Annotated in this window: 15 protein-coding genes; 4 read left to right on the plus strand and 11 right to left on the minus strand. The window is 67.1% G+C overall.

Annotated elements, in window-relative coordinates:
• Window positions 1–11: 11 nt before the first annotated feature.
• The 4 genes from MJ602_RS01600 to MJ602_RS01615 all read right to left on the minus strand — a co-directional run bounded on the left by MJ602_RS01600 (window position 12) and on the right by MJ602_RS01615 (window position 4,127).
• Window positions 12–1,199, minus strand: a complete 1,188-nt coding sequence (locus MJ602_RS01600; protein WP_243019122.1) for an ABC transporter substrate-binding protein — start codon at window positions 1,197–1,199, stop codon at window positions 12–14.
• Window positions 1,200–1,251: 52 nt separating this feature from the next.
• The gene (locus tag MJ602_RS01605; RefSeq protein WP_162017851.1) at window positions 1,252–2,289 is read right to left on the minus strand and encodes a branched-chain amino acid ABC transporter permease; all 1,038 of its coding nucleotides are present in this window, start codon (window positions 2,287–2,289) and stop codon (window positions 1,252–1,254) included.
• Window positions 2,290–2,379: 90 nt separating this feature from the next.
• The gene (locus MJ602_RS01610; protein WP_243019272.1) at window positions 2,380–3,267 is read right to left on the minus strand and encodes a branched-chain amino acid ABC transporter permease; all 888 of its coding nucleotides are present in this window, start codon (window positions 3,265–3,267) and stop codon (window positions 2,380–2,382) included.
• Entirely contained in the window at window positions 3,267–4,127 is an 861-nt protein-coding gene (locus MJ602_RS01615) for an ABC transporter ATP-binding protein (protein WP_243019123.1), read from the minus strand. Before MJ602_RS01615 ends, MJ602_RS01610 begins: the two co-directional genes overlap by 1 nt.
• A gap of 146 nt (window positions 4,128–4,273) precedes the next feature.
• On the opposite strand from MJ602_RS01615, the gene MJ602_RS01620 reads away from it, so the two are divergent.
• The gene (locus tag MJ602_RS01620; RefSeq protein WP_243019124.1) at window positions 4,274–5,005 is read left to right on the plus strand and encodes a TetR/AcrR family transcriptional regulator; all 732 of its coding nucleotides are present in this window, start codon (window positions 4,274–4,276) and stop codon (window positions 5,003–5,005) included.
• Between the two features lie 10 nt (window positions 5,006–5,015).
• Here the strand turns inward: MJ602_RS01620 and MJ602_RS01625 are convergent, their stop codons facing one another.
• From MJ602_RS01625 to MJ602_RS01640, 4 genes are all read right to left on the minus strand, one after another.
• Window positions 5,016–6,293, minus strand: a complete 1,278-nt coding sequence (locus tag MJ602_RS01625) for a HipA domain-containing protein (protein WP_243019125.1) — start codon at window positions 6,291–6,293, stop codon at window positions 5,016–5,018.
• The gene (locus MJ602_RS01630; RefSeq protein ID WP_243019126.1) at window positions 6,290–6,595 is read right to left on the minus strand and encodes a helix-turn-helix domain-containing protein; all 306 of its coding nucleotides are present in this window, start codon (window positions 6,593–6,595) and stop codon (window positions 6,290–6,292) included. Before MJ602_RS01630 ends, MJ602_RS01625 begins: the two co-directional genes overlap by 4 nt.
• Window positions 6,596–6,809: 214 nt before the next feature.
• Window positions 6,810–7,262 carry a Cu(I)-responsive transcriptional regulator gene (gene cueR, locus MJ602_RS01635; RefSeq protein WP_243019127.1) on the minus strand — a complete coding sequence of 151 codons (453 nt, stop codon included), beginning with the start codon at window positions 7,260–7,262 and terminating at the stop codon, window positions 6,810–6,812.
• The gene (locus tag MJ602_RS01640) at window positions 7,259–7,456 is read right to left on the minus strand and encodes a heavy-metal-associated domain-containing protein (RefSeq protein ID WP_243019128.1); all 198 of its coding nucleotides are present in this window, start codon (window positions 7,454–7,456) and stop codon (window positions 7,259–7,261) included. The genes cueR and MJ602_RS01640 overlap by 4 nt, the downstream gene beginning before the upstream one ends.
• Window positions 7,457–7,610: 154 nt before the next feature.
• Between MJ602_RS01640 and MJ602_RS01645 the strand changes: the two genes are divergently transcribed.
• From MJ602_RS01645 to MJ602_RS01655, 3 genes are all read left to right on the plus strand, one after another.
• Window positions 7,611–9,845 carry a heavy metal translocating P-type ATPase gene (locus tag MJ602_RS01645; RefSeq protein ID WP_243019129.1) on the plus strand — a complete coding sequence of 745 codons (2,235 nt, stop codon included), beginning with the start codon at window positions 7,611–7,613 and terminating at the stop codon, window positions 9,843–9,845.
• 158 nt (window positions 9,846–10,003) lie between these two features.
• A complete protein-coding gene (locus tag MJ602_RS01650; RefSeq protein WP_243019130.1) occupies window positions 10,004–11,623 on the plus strand; it encodes a methyl-accepting chemotaxis protein in 1,620 nt (539 codons plus the stop codon).
• A 185-nt stretch (window positions 11,624–11,808) separates the two neighbouring features.
• Window positions 11,809–13,068: a YbfB/YjiJ family MFS transporter gene (locus MJ602_RS01655; RefSeq protein ID WP_243019131.1), complete on the plus strand. Its 1,260-nt coding sequence runs from the start codon at window positions 11,809–11,811 to the stop codon at window positions 13,066–13,068.
• Window positions 13,069–13,139: 71 nt separating this feature from the next.
• Here MJ602_RS01655 and gstA read toward each other — a convergent pair whose 3' ends face one another.
• From gstA to MJ602_RS01670, 3 genes are all read right to left on the minus strand, one after another.
• Window positions 13,140–13,745, minus strand: coding sequence for a glutathione transferase GstA (gene gstA, locus MJ602_RS01660; RefSeq protein WP_162017840.1), 606 nt, complete (start codon window positions 13,743–13,745; stop codon window positions 13,140–13,142).
• A gap of 76 nt (window positions 13,746–13,821) precedes the next feature.
• Complete coding sequence (locus MJ602_RS01665) at window positions 13,822–14,082, minus strand: YkgJ family cysteine cluster protein (RefSeq protein ID WP_243019273.1); 261 nt, start codon at window positions 14,080–14,082, stop codon at window positions 13,822–13,824.
• A 14-nt stretch (window positions 14,083–14,096) separates the two neighbouring features.
• Window positions 14,097–14,678, minus strand: coding sequence for an NADPH-dependent FMN reductase (locus tag MJ602_RS01670; RefSeq protein ID WP_243019132.1), 582 nt, complete (start codon window positions 14,676–14,678; stop codon window positions 14,097–14,099).
• Between the last annotated feature and the right edge of the window lie 199 nt (window positions 14,679–14,877).

The following is a 14,877-nucleotide window of genomic DNA, read 5'->3' on the forward strand; positions in this document are numbered from 1 at the left end:
CAAAGGCAGTGTCAGAGCTTGATCCAGTCGGAGGCGGCGACCATCTTCTGGGCCTTCATGTCGGCACGGTAGACGCGGCCGACGGGAATGGAGTTGCCCTTGATGGTGATCGGCACGCCGATCAGGCCGCCGGTGTCGTAGTCCTTGATGCTGTTGAGCGCGGCCTTGAGGTTGGTGCCCGTCAGTGGCTTGTTCGCGTCCAGGGTGCGCTTGGCCGATTCGAGGAACAGCATGGCGGCGAGGAAGCCCTGGATGTAGGCCGTGCTCTGGTATTCCGGGCGCATGGCGCGGATCTTCTCCAGCATGGGGGCTTTTTCGGTGTCGTAGTAGTAGCGGTAGGGCATCACGCCCATGAAGCCTTCGCCGACCTCGCCCATCTTCATGACGGTGGAGCTGTCCATGGTCCAGAAGGTGCCCATCCACTTCGACTGCATGCCCTGCTGCTTGCCCTGGGTGATGAACTCGGGGATGGGCGCGAGGATGTAGCCGTGGAAGATGGTGTAGTCGGGCGCGGCGCGGCGCAGCTTGATGACCTCGCCCGAGACGTCCACGCTGCCCGGGGGCGTCATGATCTTCACGACCACGTTCAGGCCCAGCTTCTTGGCCTCGGCTTCGCTTTCGTCGATGGGGTCGCGGCCGAACTCGGAGTCGGAATAGACGAAAGCCACCTTGGCACCCGGCTTTTCCTTGGCGATGTGCTTGAGCAGGATGCCGAACATCTCGGTGTAGTCGGGACCCACCATGAACTGGTTGGGGTATTTCTGCGGGTTGTTCAGCTCGGTGGCGAACGAGGCGCCCGCCATCAGGATGTTGCCGTTGCGGTCCAGCTCGGGGTTGATGGTCTTGGCGAAGCCCGTGGAGTCGCCGTAGTAGACGTTGACCTTGTTCTGGCTGGTGATCTTCTTGAACGCGGCGACGGACACATCGACCTTGTAGCCCGTGTCCTCGGGCACGTACTTGACCTTGCGGCCCTTGATGCCGCCCGCGTCGTTGACGATCTTCACGTAGTCCTGGATACCGGCGTTGATGCCCACGCCCGCAAAGGCGAATACGCCCGTCATGGGGATGGAGCCGCCGATGACGATCTCCTCGGCGCCCTGCGCGAGCACGGACAGTGGGTGCATGAGCGAGGCAGCGCCTGCGGCGGCGGCGCCCAGCATCAGGCTGCGGCGCTGGGGGGAAATGCGTTGGTGGTCCATGCTTGTCTCCTTCGGTTGTGATGTGGTGGCAGGAAAGCGGGGTGTGGCGGCTTCAGTTGCGGAAGGGCCACAGGTGGAAGAAGCGGCGGATGCGCCGCCACACCTCGGCCAGGCCGTGCGGCTCGAACACCAGGAAGCCGATGATCAAGAGGCCGAAGATGATGGTGCGCACGGGCGAGAGGAACACCGTGTATTGCGTGCTGTTGGGCAGCAGGTCGAACACCAGCTTGAGCAGCTCGGGCACCATGGTCATGAACACCGCGCCCAGGATGCCGCCCAGGATGCTGCCCATGCCGCCGACGATGATGGCCGCGAGGAAGAAGATCGACATCAGGAGCGGAAAGCTCTCGGGCGTGACCACGCGGAAGAAGTAGGCCCACAGGCCGCCGGCCACGCCGGCGTAGAACGAGGACAGGCCGAACGACAGCAGCTTGTAGCGCAGCAGCGGAATGCCCAGCACCTCGGCCGAGATGTCGCGGTCGCGGATGGCGATGAAGGCGCGGCCGATGCGCGTGCGGAACAGGTTGGCCGCGCCCAGCAGCATCAGCACCGTGACCGGCACGATGAGCCAATACAGGCGGAACGAGGTGTCGAGCAGCACGCCGAACAGGCTGGCCGGCGGCACGCTCAGGCCGCCGGTGCCACCCGTGAACTGCAGGTTGGCGAACAGGAAGTGCGCGATGAACGAGGCCGCGATGGTGGCGATGGCCAGGTACAGACCCTTGACGCGCAGCGAGGGCACGCCCACGATGATGCCGCCGACCATGGCCACCACGCCGCCCGCCAGGATGTTGAGCAGGAAGGGCGAGCCCACCTTGGCCTGCAGGATGGCCACGGTGTAGGCGCCCAGGCCCATGAAAGCCGCCTGGCCCAGGCTCACCAGCCCGGTGTAGCCGGTGAGGATGTTGAGCCCCGTGGCACTGGCCACATTGATGCTGACGAGGCAGGCCAGGTAGAGCCAGTAGTCGCTGGCGACAAAGGGGAACAGCACCAGCAGCGCGGCGGCCACGGCCAGCCACGTCTTCTGCGTGCGCGAGTCGAACAGCGCCGCGTCGGCGACGTAGGTTTCCTTGAGGGTTCCGATGCGCATCAGGCCTCCCGCCGGGCCGCCCCAAGGCAGGCCTGGGCCCCCTTGGGGGGCAGTGAATACACGCAGTGATGAACGTGGGGGTGCATGGTTCTAGAGTCTTTCGATTTCGTGCGTGCCGAACAGGCCGTAGGGGCGCAGCATGAGGATGCCGACCAGCACGATGAAGGTGGCCAGCAGTTTGTATTCGCCGCCCAGGTAGGCGCCGGCCAGGGCCTCGACCAGGCCGATGCACAGGCCGCCGATGAGCGCGCCGAGCACGCTGTCCAGGCCGCCGACGATCACCACGACCAGCACGGACAGACCGAACACGCCCATGCTCGACGAGATGCCGCCGATCGAGCCGACGATGATCCCCGAGATGGCCGCCAGCATGGCGGACGCCACCCAGGCCAGAGAGAACACGCGTGGCACGTTGATGCCCACCGAGTAGGCGGCGGCCTGGTCGCTGGCGGTGGCGCGCAGCGCCACGCCGCCGCGCCAGAAGCGGAACATCAGCAGCACGGCGGCGATGAATACCACCGCGATCACGGCGCCCCAGAACACCTTGGGCGCGAGGAAGGCATCGCCCACCATGATGGGTTGCGTGGGCATGAATTCGGGCAGGCGCCGCTGGTCGGCGCTCCAGATCATTTCCACCAGGCCCACCAGCACCGAGGCCAGGCCCACGGTGACCATGAAGACGGAGATGGGCGGCTCGCCCAGCAGTGGCCGGATCATGGTGCGCTCGATCACCGCGCCCAGCAGGCCGGTGCCGAGCACGGCGGCCGGAATGGCCAGCCACAGCGGCAGCGCCATCATGGAGGCGAAGGTGAAGAACAGGTAGGCGCCCACCATGAGCAGCTCGCCGATGGCGATGTTCACCACGCGCGTGGCCTTGTAGACCATCACGAAGGCCAGCGCCGCCAGGGCGTAGAGGCCGCCGCTGGCGATGCCGGTGAGGCTGATTTCAAACAGATAGGCCCAGTCGAAGTTCAGCATCATGCGGCTCCCTGTGCGCTGGTGGCGCCCGCCTGCAGCTTGCGGCGCAGGTCACCCACGTCGCCCGAGCCGAGGTAGGCGCGGTTGACTTCGGGGTCGGCCTGTACCACGGCAGGCGTGCCCTGCGCGATGACCTGGCCGAAGTTGAGCACCACCACATGGTCGGACAGGTCCATCACCATGCCCATGTCGTGCTCCACCATCAGCACCGTCACGCCCCATTCGGCGCGCACGTCGAGGATGAAGCGCGCCATGTCTTCCGTCTCCTCGCGGTTCATGCCGGCGACGGGCTCGTCGAGCATCAGGATCTCGGGCTGCATGGCCAGGGCGCGCGCCATCTCCACGCGCTTTTGCAGGCCGTAGGACAGGGCCGAGACGGGGGCGTGGCGGATGTGGTCGATTTCGAGGAAGTCGATGATGCGTTCCTCGATGTCGCGGCGCAGTTCGGCCTCTTCGCGGCGCGCGCGGCCCAGGTAGAACAGCGCGTCGAACACGTTGGCCTTCAGGTGTGCATGGCGGCCGAGCTTGATGTTGTCGAGCACCGTCATGCCGCGGAACAGCGCGATGTTCTGGAAGCTCCGCCCCAGGCCCATGCGGGCGCGTTGCGGCGCGGGGATGCGCGTGATGTCCTCGCCCTTGAAACGGATGCTGCCGCCCGTGGGCCGGTAGAAGCCCGAGATGGTGTTGAACAGCGAGGTCTTGCCCGCGCCGTTGGGCCCGATCACGGCGGTGATGGAGCCCGGCTGCACATCAAAGCTGACGCCAGTCAGTGCCTTCACGCCGCCGAAGGCCAGCGTTACACCGTCAACCTGCAGCAGGGGGGCGGCGGCCGGGGGGCCGCCAGGGGTTTGTGTCGCCATCGGCTTGTATGCGGGTTTGTGCGAACCAAAAGAACATCTACTTTTACGTAGACTGCCTACTCACGAGTAGATTTTGGGTGCCACTCCCTATCCTGGCATTGGTGTTTTCCCGGTAAATGACTTTGAACAGGCTCTAATAACGCCCCATGACCAAAACCACCGCCGCTAGAAAGACCCGACCCCCGTCTGTCGCAGCGTCGCCGTGGGCAAGTGCGCCCGACCGCGAGCAGCAGCGCGAGGCCAAGCGCCAGGCCGTGCTGCAGGCGGCGGCGGAGCTGTTCAACGAGCGGGGCTTCCACGCCACCTCGCTCGACGACATCGCCGCGCGCCTGAACGTGAGCAAGCCCACGCTGTATTACTACGTGAAGAACAAGGACCAGATCCTGATCGAGTGCGTGCGCCAGGGGCTGGACATGATGCTCGAAGGCATCGAAGCCTCGCGCGCGGCGGGCGGCAAGGCCATCGACCAGCTCATGACCTGCATGCAGGTGTACGCCCACATCGTCACCGAGCCCTTCGGCATGTGCCTGATCCGCGTGGGCGACGAGCAGTTGCCGCAGGACAGCCGCAAGGAGCTGCGGCGCCTGAAGTCGGGCATCGACCAGGAGTTCCGCCGCCTCGTGGCGGCCGGCGTGGAGGAGGGGGCGCTGGCGCCGTGCGACCCGAAGATCACCGCCTTCGCCATCGCCGGTGCGCTGAGCTGGATCGGCCGCTGGTACCAGCCGGGCGGCGACTACACGCCCGAGCAGATCGCGCAGCAGTGCATCGCCACGCTGTGCGATGGGGTGCTGCGGCGGGTGGAGGCGCCGGCGGGTGTGGCGCCTAAAGCGCCACGCAGATCGCGACGCTCATCCAACGCGATGGCGCCTGAGCGCTGAGGCGGCGTTGTCAGGATGCGCCAGAGCCGGGCGATGGCGCGGTCATTGATAGGGCATTGCGGCAATGCCGTTCAAAAATCTGCCCCATGGCGTCCAACAGCGCCCGTTCGGGTGCGGTGGGCTGGATCTGTTGATCAATCTGGGCGCGTACCTTGGCCCACACGGCTGGCAATGCCGTGGCCAGGGTGCGTAATGCCTTGAGCGTTTCGGGCAGGCGGAATCCGCAGTCGGTGCACAGGGCTTCCCATGAATGGTGGCCCACGGCGTCGAAGCTGTCTTCGTCTCCGATGAAAAGCGCCAGCCCGGTGTCGCCATAGGCGCGCACGCTCAGCAGGTCGTAGAACGGCGCCAGGCGGTAGCCCTGGTCGTCGATCAGGACCGACAGGTTCTTGGCATGGGCATCGGCGTTGCCAATCAGGTAGTTGAACATCACCCAGCGCTGGAGTTGCAGCATGTCGCCGCCCGGAATGTGCAGTGTGCGCAGTGCATGCACCAGCTTGGCGATGCTGACGAGACCGCCCATGCGTTCGTACTTCCAGCCCGCGCCGTGGCCCAGCAACTGGCAGCCATCAATTTGGTGCAGGCCCACGATGTTGCCTGCCACCACCCTGCGGTCATAGCGTTCCACCATATAGACCGCGTCGGGCACCCGCAGCAGCCACGTTGCGGGCACGGGAAGCTTCAGTGCCCGCGCCAGTTGCATGCAGGCAAATTCGTTGATGGCGCTGGGTGTGTAGCGTGTCTGGCGCGTGTCGGGCTTGAGGATGTGTGTGGTGGGCGATTGCCCCACACTCTCGAACAGTTGCAGCGTTTTGCTGTCCAGGCGCAGGCCCATCTTGTCTTGTGCGCCCGCCAGAGACATGGTGGTGCTTGTGTTGGACACCAGCAGTGGTGTTTGTACACGGGTTGCCAGACGCTGGCTCAGCGCCTCGTAGGGCAATGGGGCGTATTGCTGCAGGAGCTGGGGTCGCGCATCGGGTGGCAGGAGAGACAGCACACCAGGCAGCTCTGCCCCCAGCTTGCCGAGCACCTCGAAGTACGACGCACCGCGCAACTGCAGCGCGGCCATGATGTCGTCCAGTGCCTCGCCCTCGGGCAGCAGGTTTTCAAAGAAGTGTCGTACCAGCGCGCCGGTGTAGCGAGCCGGTGCCAGCGCAAACTGCGGCGCCAAGACAAAGCCGCCTGGCTGTTGGAGCCATTCGGTGTCGTACTCGAAGAAATAGTCTCCTGCCGAATGGCCAAACCATCCCATGGGCCGTGCATTGGCCCATACGCGCAATCGGATCATGGGGCAGGTTCCTTCGGCGGTGGGCTCAGAACCAAAGTGGGGATGTCGATTTTCCCTGTCTTCACGCTCTCTGCTGGTACCGTCGTAGGCCAGCGGTTCACTTCCAACGACAGCCCCAGGCCTTGTACCAGCAGCAGCAGCTTGCCCAGCGAACAGCGCTCGGGGGCGCTTTCGGCGTCGCGGATAAACGAAGGGCTGACGTTGCATACGGCGGCGGCCTGTGAGCGGGACAGGCCTTGTCGCTTGCGCTCGGCCTGCAGGCGCTCGGCCAAGGTAGGCAGGGTGTCGGGTGTGATATGCACGGTTTGACCTTTTAAGGGCAATTAAAGCATGGGTTGCTCTATCATGGGTCAAAATTGTCCCTTAAGGGTCAATTGGCTAGGTTTCCTCCGCATGCGTGTCGAAAATGTCCCTATGGGAGCAAAACAGAGACACTACAACAGACGGGCTGCTGGTGCGCAGCGGGTGGTCTTGTAGTATTTTGACCCCCAGCGCTTTCTGGATAAGCGCTGGCAGCTATTGATTTGATAGCGTTTGGGCGTGCTGGTGGCTGTCGCCTGCGGCTGCCAGATCGTCCAGGATCGGGCACTCCGGCCGCTGGTCGCCATGGCAGCACTGCACCAGCGACTGCAGCGTGCGCTGCATGGCCTGCATGGCGGCGATGCGTTCGGCCAGGTCGTCGATGTGGGCCTGGGCGATGCGCTTGACCTGGCTGCTGGCGCGGGCCTGGTCCTGCCACAGGCCCATCAGCTCGCGGATTTCCTCCATCGAGAAGCCCAGGCTGCGCGCGCGGCCGATGAAACGCAGTGCGTGCACGTCGGCCTCGGTGTACTGGCGGTAGCCGCTGTCGGTGCGGCCCACCTGCGGAAGCAGGCCGAGCGATTCGTAGTGGCGCACCATGCGCGCCGACACACCGGTGCGGCGCGCGGCCTCGCCGATGGCGACCGGCCAGCCCTGCCCGGTGGTCATGGCGTGACCTGGTAGCCTTCTTCGGCGATGGCGGCGGCCAGGGCCTCGCGCGGCTGGCTGCTGTCCACGTCCACGCGGTTCTGCGCGCGGTCGATGCGCACCTGGGCCTGGGGGTCGAGCTGCTGGATGGCGCTGGTGACGGCGCGCTCGCAGTGGCCGCAGGTCATGCCCTGGACTTCAAACTGGTATTGCATGTGGTTCTCCGGGTGAAGTGGTTGATGAGGGCAATGGTGAACCTTAACACCGTGGCAAGGTCAACCCCGCGCTGCCCGATGGCCTTGCTGCGGTTATGGTGGATGCTGATTTGCGCTTGACCTTGCCATGATGTCAAGGATTACGGTAGAGCCCATGAACACCTCCCTCCCCACCCCTTCCGAGCCGCACGCGCTGGATCTGTCCATCGGCGGCATGACCTGTGCCAGTTGCGTGGGCCGCGTCGAGCGCGCGCTGCGCAAGGTGCCCGGCGTGCAGGACGCCACCGTGAACCTGGCCACCGAGTCGGCGCGCGTCCAGTTCGCCACGCCCGAGGGCGGCGACGCCGCCATGGACGCGCTCTTGCGCCGCGCCGTGCGCAATGCGGGCTACGAGCCGCTCACACCCGCCGCCAGCGCGGCGCGCGAGCAGGACGAGTCGCCCTGGGCGGGCTTCACGCCGGTCGCCATCGGTTTGCTGCTGTCGGCGCCGCTGGTGGTGCCCATGGTCGGCGACCTGTTCGGCGTGCACTGGATGCTGCCGGCCTGGCTGCAGTTTGTGCTGGCGACGCCGGTGCAGTTTGTCCTGGGCGCGCGTTTCTACAAGGCGGGCTGGCATGCGGCCAAGGCGCTGAGCGGCAACATGGATTTTTTGGTGGCCATCGGCACCAGCGCGGGCTGGGGGCTGTCGGTGTGGCTGTGGCTCACCGCCCACCCGGGGCACACGCCGCACCTGTATTTCGAGGCCTCGGCCGTGGTGGTCACGCTGGTGCTGCTGGGCAAGTGGCTCGAGGCCCGCGCCAAGCGCCAGACCACGGCGGCCATCCGCGCGCTGCACGGCCTGCGCCCGGACGTGGCGCACCTTGTGGGCAAGGATGGCGAGGTGGACGTGCCCATCGCCGAGGTGATGGTGGGCGACCGCCTGGTGGTGCGCCCGGGCGAGCGCATTCCCGTCGATGGCGAACTGCGCGAGGGCCAGACGCAGGTGGACGAATCCATGCTCACCGGCGAGCCGCTGCCCGTGGCCAAGGAGCCGGGCGGGCTGCTCACGGGCGGCTCGATCAACGGTGAGGGCCGCATCGTGCTGGAGGTGCGTGCCGTGGGCGCCGAGACAGTGCTCTCGCGCATCATCCGCCTGGTGGAAGACGCGCAGGCCGCCAAGGCGCCGATTCAGCGCCTGGTGGACCAGGTTTCCAGCGTGTTCGTGCCCGTGGTGCTGGTGATTGCCTTGCTCACGCTGCTGGGCTGGCTGTGGGCGGGCGTGGGCGCCGAGACGGCGCTGATCCGCGCCGTGGCGGTGCTGGTGATCGCCTGCCCCTGCGCGCTGGGGCTGGCCACGCCGGCGGCCATCATGGCGGGCACGGGGGTGGCGGCGAAGCACGGCATCCTCATCAAGGACGCGCAGGCGCTGGAGCTGGCGCACAAAGTCGATACCGTCGCCTTCGACAAGACCGGTACGCTGACCGTGGGCCAGCCCCGGCTGGCGGTGCTGGTGGTGGCGCCGGGGTTGGACGAAGCCGCCGTGCTGCGCGACGCCGCCAGCCTGCAGAGCGGCAGCGAGCACCCGCTGGCGCGCGCCGTGGTGCAGGCCGCGCGCGACCGTGCCCTGGAGGTGCCGGCGCCCGACGCCGTGCGCGCCATGCCGGGCCGAGGCAGTGACGGCGAGGTGCAGGGCCGCAGCTACCTGCTGGGCAGCCTGCGCTGGATGGAGGAGCTGGGCGTGGCGTTGGGGCCGCTGGCCGAGCGCGCGAGCGCGCTGCAGGACGAGGGCGCCACGGTGTCGGCCCTGGTGCGGCGCGTGGCGCAGGGGCTGGAGCTGCAAGCGCTGATGGCCTTTGGCGACGAGCCCAAGCCCGGCGCGCGCGAGGCGCTGGCGGCGCTGAAGGCGCGCGGTATCCGCACAGTGATGATCTCGGGCGACAACCGAGGCGCCGCCCTGGCCATGGCGCGCCGCCTGGGCCTGGACGAGGCCGAGGTGCGCGCCGAGGTGCTGCCCGGCGACAAGGCGGCGCAGGTGGTGGCCTTGCAGCAGGGCGAAGGCGGCGCGCGCCGAACGGTCGCCATGGTGGGCGACGGCGTGAACGACGCGCCCGCGCTGGCGGCTGCGGATGTGGGCATGGCCATGGGCAACGGCACCGACGTGGCCATGCACGCGGCAGGCATCACGCTGATGCGCGGCGAGCCGCGGCTGGTGGCGGCGGCGCTGGACATATCGCACCGCACCGTGGCCAAGATTCGGCAGAACCTGTTCTGGGCCTTTGCCTACAACGTGGCGGGCATTCCGTTGGCGGCGTTGGGTTACCTGAACCCGGTGGTGGCCGGAGCGGCCATGGCGCTGAGCTCGGTCAGCGTGATGACCAACGCGTTGTTGCTCAAACGCTGGCGGATGTGAGCAGTTTGCTGCCTTGCGGGCACCATGAAATGATCATGAACAGGCTCTCAGAGGCTCCAGGGTCTGGCACACTGCAACGTCTGGTTGCATCTGCATGCCGGGGCATGTGGGGCAGCGCTCAAGTTTTCGCCAGATCAAGACAAGAGAGGAAGACCACCATGTCGCTTTTTTCGCTCATGCGGTTGTTCACCATCCGCTTTCGCATGCTCAGTGCCATTGCCGTGGTGTTGGGCCTGTTGGGCATGCTGGGCGGTGCCGGGATGCTCGGCATGTTTCGCATTCAGTCCATGAGTGGTGACTTTGTGGCCCACGAGTTCGCCGAAGTGAAAGAGCTGGGTGAACTGCGCGGTGCCCTGGGTGCGATCCGCCTGCATGAAAAGGACATGATCATCCAGCAGGGGAACGCCGATGCGGTCAAGCAGGCCCACACCCGCTGGCTGGCCAGCCTGGAAGAGGCCAAAAAGGTGGCCAACCAGTTCACGCAAGGTGCTGAGGACAAGGACAACGCCGTGGCCCGCAGCCTGGTGCAGCGGCTGGACAGCTACCGCGAACAGTTCACGGGGGTGGCCCGCCAACTGGAGGCCGGGGGGGTGGACTTGGCCTCCATGGCCAGTGGCGCTGGTGGCAAGGCGGTGGCCGAGGTGGAAGCGGCTGACAAGCTGTTGCAGGAGCTGGGGGGCATTCTGCAGGACGAGGTCCGGGCATCGATGAAGGAGCAGGAGCAGGCGGGAACCCAAACCAAATGGCTGTTCGGGCTTGCGGTGCTGGTGACCGTGGCGGTGGTAGGGCCGCTCACCTGGCTGAACATGATTGCCATCTGCAAGCCCCTGGCCGAGGCGCAGCGCATGGCGCTGGCCATCGCGGGGGGCGACCTGTCGCAGCGCATCCATACCAGCGGAAAGGACGAGACGGCCGACCTGCAGCGCGCGCTGGCCGAAATGCAACGCGGCCTGAGCGCCCTGGTGGCCCAGGTGCGCGACGCCAGCAGCAACATCGCCACGGCCAGCCAGGAGATCGCCAGCGGCAACCAGGACCTGTCCTTGCGCACCGAGCAGACGGCCGGCAACGTGCAGTCCACCGTGTCTTCGCTGGCGGAACTCACGGCCACGGTGCAGCAGACGGCGGCGTCCTCGCAGACGGCCAACCAGTTGTCGGCCTCGGCCTCGGGTGTTGCCACGCGCGGCGGTGCGGTGGTGCAGCAGGCGGTGGCCAGCATGCACGAGATTTCGGCGTCCAGCCGCAAGATTGGCGACATCATCGGCCTGATCGACTCGATTGCCTTCCAGACCAACATCCTGGCGCTGAACGCCGCTGTGGAAGCGGCGCGCGCGGGCGAGCAGGGCCGGGGCTTTGCCGTGGTGGCCAGCGAGGTGCGCAGCCTGGCGCAGCGCTCGGCGGCGGCGGCCAGCGAGATCAAGGGGCTGATCGGCACCAGCGTCGCCGCCGTCGATGGGGGCGTGCGCCATGTGGAGGATGCGGGTGCGGCCATCAAGGAGATCGTCGATGGCGTGCAGCGTGTCGGCGACATCATTGGCGAAATCAAGGCGGCCGCGACCGAGCAGGCCGCCGGCATTGGCCAGGTCAACCAGTCGGTGGGCGAGATCGACCGCATGACGCAGCAGAACGCCGCGCTGGTGGAGCAGTCTGCCGCCGCCGCCGAGTCGCTGCGCGAACAGGCCGCGCGCCTGTCGCAGGTGGTGCAGCAGTTCCGCCTGGCCGATGGGGTGCAGGGGTACACCCAGCCGGTGCAGGGCGACCAGCGCCTGCTGTCGGCCTGAGACCGTGTGAATGCACCCGGCCTGGCCGGGTGCGCCACACCGCGCGTTTTCAGCATCTAAGCAAAATCGGCATTTTGGCCTGTGGAATAAGCGCAAACAGCTATTGATTTGATAGCAAATGTGTGCGCGCTGGTGATTCCCCGGCAGGCACCTTGCGCCCGGTGCTGCGGCACAATGGACGCTCCATGCCTGCTGCTTTGCACCCCAGCCCTTCGGTCTCGCGCACCCAGTTGCTGTGGCTCGCGTTGGCGCTGTCCATGGGCGCTGCGGTGTCGCTGGGCATCACGCGGTTTGCCTATGCGCTGCTGCTGCCGCCCATGCGTGCAGACCTGGGCTGGTCTTACACCCTGGCCGGGGCCATGAACACCGTCAACGCCCTGGGCTACCTGCTGGGTGCGCTGGCCACGCCACTGCTGCTGCGGCGCGGGCCGCCGGGCGCCTTGATGCTGGTCGGTGCGGTGCTGGCCACGTTGTTCATGGGGCTGTGCGGCTTTTTTCTCGAAGCGGCGCCGCTCTTGCTGCAGCGCCTGCTGGCAGGGGTGGCCAGCGCCTTCATGTTCATCACGGGCGGCCTGATGGCGGCGCGCCTGGGGGCGCTCGATGCGCCACGCAGCGGTTTGTTGTTGGGCCTGTATTACGGGGGTACGGGCTGGGGCATCAGCCTGTCGGCGCTGCTGGTGCCCGCCGTGTTGCAGGCCGCACCGCAGCCGCATGCCTGGACCTGGGCGTGGTGGGCGCTGGCGCTGGCCTGTGGCGCGGCCACGGCGCTGCTGGTGTGGCCGGTGCGGGTGCTGCGGCGCATGGATGTCGTGGCCGCAGCGGCGGCGCCATCGACTTCTGCCCCGGCCTCGGCGGCTGTGGTGGCGGGGGTGGCGGCGCGGGTTTTCAAGGTGCGCGACTTTGCGCCTGCGCTGGCGGGCTACGCCATGTTTGGCGTGGGCTATATCGGCTACATGACTTTTGTGGTGGCCTTGTTGCGCGCGCAGGGCGTGGGCGGTGGGGCGGTGACGTTGTTCTATGCGCTGCTGGGCCTGGCGGTGGTGCTGTCCTCGCGCATCTGGGCGGGCCTGCTGGACCGCCAGCGCGGCGGCGGGGCACTGGCGCGGCTCAATGCCCTGCTGGGCCTGGCCACGGTGCTGCCCGCGCTGACCTCGGCCTGGCCGGTGGCGCTGGCCTCGGGGCTGCTGTTTGGCGGGGTGTTTCTGTCGGTGGTGGCCTCGACCACGGCGCTGGTGCGGCACAACCTGCCCGCCTCGCAGTGGGCGGCAGGTATCAGTGCCTTCACCATCGTGTTTGCGGCCGGGCAGATCGTGGGGCCCACGGTGGTGGGCTGGATCGCTGACGGCCCTGGCGGCCTGGCGCGCGGCCTGGTGTTCTCGGCCGCAGCGCTGTGGCTGGGCGCGCTACTGGCAGCGCGCCAGAAGCCGATAGGCGACGCCGAATAAGTCCCTGTGATGGTGCGTGCCCGGCATTGGATTGGGATGCGCGACGCGCAAGGGACTTGTTTGGCGTTGCCTTACTTGAGCAGCCCTTCGGCGCGCAGTGCGGCCTGCACGGCGGGGCGCTGTTCCATGCGCTGCTGGAAGGCAACGATGTTCGCAAAGCCCGACAGATCGACCCCCACGTACTGGCCCCAGCGCGAGACGGTGTAGAGGTAGGCGTCGGCCACGCTGAACTGGCCCAGCAGGTAGTCCTTGCCGGCCAGTTGCTTGTCCACCCAGGCAAAGCGGGCCTGCAGGCGCTCGCGCACCAGGGGTTTGTAGTCTTCGGGGGTGCCGGGGGCAAACAGCGGGCTGTGGCCCTTGTGCAGCTCGGTGCCGATGAAGGTCAGCCATTCCTGCAGGCGGTAGCGCTCCATGGTGCCGTTGGCGGGGGCCAGGTTCTTGCCGGGCACCTGGTCGGCCAGGTACTGCACGATGGCCGGGCCTTCGCGCAGGCGCTCGCCGTTGTCCAGCTCCAGCACGGGCACGTAGCCCAGCTCGTTGATGGTGTGGAAGTCCGTGCCGTCCTGCAGCTTTTTCGTCTTGGTGCTGGCCAGCACGCCGGTGAAGGGCAGGCCGCTTTCGTGCAGCACGATGTGCGGAGAGAGCGAGCAGGCGCCGGGGGAGTAGTACAGCTTCATGGTGCAGTCCTGTGGTGGGTGAAGAGAACAGCCTGCCATCCTAGACTGACCCGCAAGGCTCTGCCAGCGCAGGGGTTCATGTGCCGGGCTGGGTCAGCTGCTCCAGCCGGTTGAGGAAATGCAGGGCCTGCGCACGCGTGCTGCCGCACATCTCTGCCGAGGGCTGGAGCTGCGCGCACACCGCCGGGCGATCGGGGTGGCCGAAGATGCGGCAGCGCTCATCCTCGCCCAGCTGCACGCAGCGCACCCCGGCCGGTTTGCCCTGGGGCATGCCAGGAATGGGCGAGCTGATGGACGGTGCTGTGCAGCATGCGCCACAGCCGGGGCGGCAGTCCAGGGCAGGGCGCACGCTCAAGCTTGCAGCCGCTGTGCTGCCCACAGCACCTGATCGACCACGGCGCGCACGCGCTCGCGCTGGGTTTCCTGCACCAGTGCACCCTGGTCGTCAAAGGCGCTGCCTGCCTGGCCCAGCGCAAAGGCCTTGGGCGCGAGCCAGCATTCCAGGTTGGTGAGCAAAGGCGCGAGGTGGCTTTGCGAGCGCAGGCCGCCCAGCGCGCCGGGCGATGCGCTGAGCATGCCCACCACCTTGCCGCGAAAGGGCAGCGTGCCATCCTGCCAGAGGGGGTCGCCCTTGATGGGGCTGGATGCCCAGTCGATGGTGTTCTTGAGCAGCGCGGTATAGCTGCCGTTGTACTCGGGGGAGCAAATGATCCAGGCGGGGTGTGCATGCAGCACTTCCTTGAGGCGCAGCACGTCGACCGGGGTGCCGCGCGCTTCCAGGTCGGCGTTGTAGAGCGGGATGTCCAGGTCACCCAGCTCCAGCAGGGTGACCTGGGCACCGGCTTCGCGGCCCAGGTCGGCGGCCACGCGGGCCAGGCGGCGGTTGAAGGATTGCTGGCGGGTGCTGCCCGCGAAAACAAGAAGGGAAGTCATGCGCGGATTGGAGCACAGGCCGCTTGCAAGCTTCCTGCAAATGGGCCAAAGCCCTGGCGTCGGCAGCGTTGTTTCACGTGAAACAGGCAGGGGCGTGTGCAGGCGTGCGGCGGGGCGGTGGCAAAGGTGGGAAAATCACCCCCTTGCCCGCGCACCGTGCCGGGCCACCCTTTGCCTTGCTGCAGCCCACAGGCTGGCT

Origin of the sequence: Simplicispira sedimenti (assembly GCF_022760965.1) — a bacterium.
In the GTDB taxonomy this organism is placed as follows: Bacteria; Pseudomonadota; Gammaproteobacteria; order Burkholderiales; family Burkholderiaceae_C; genus Simplicispira; species Simplicispira sedimenti.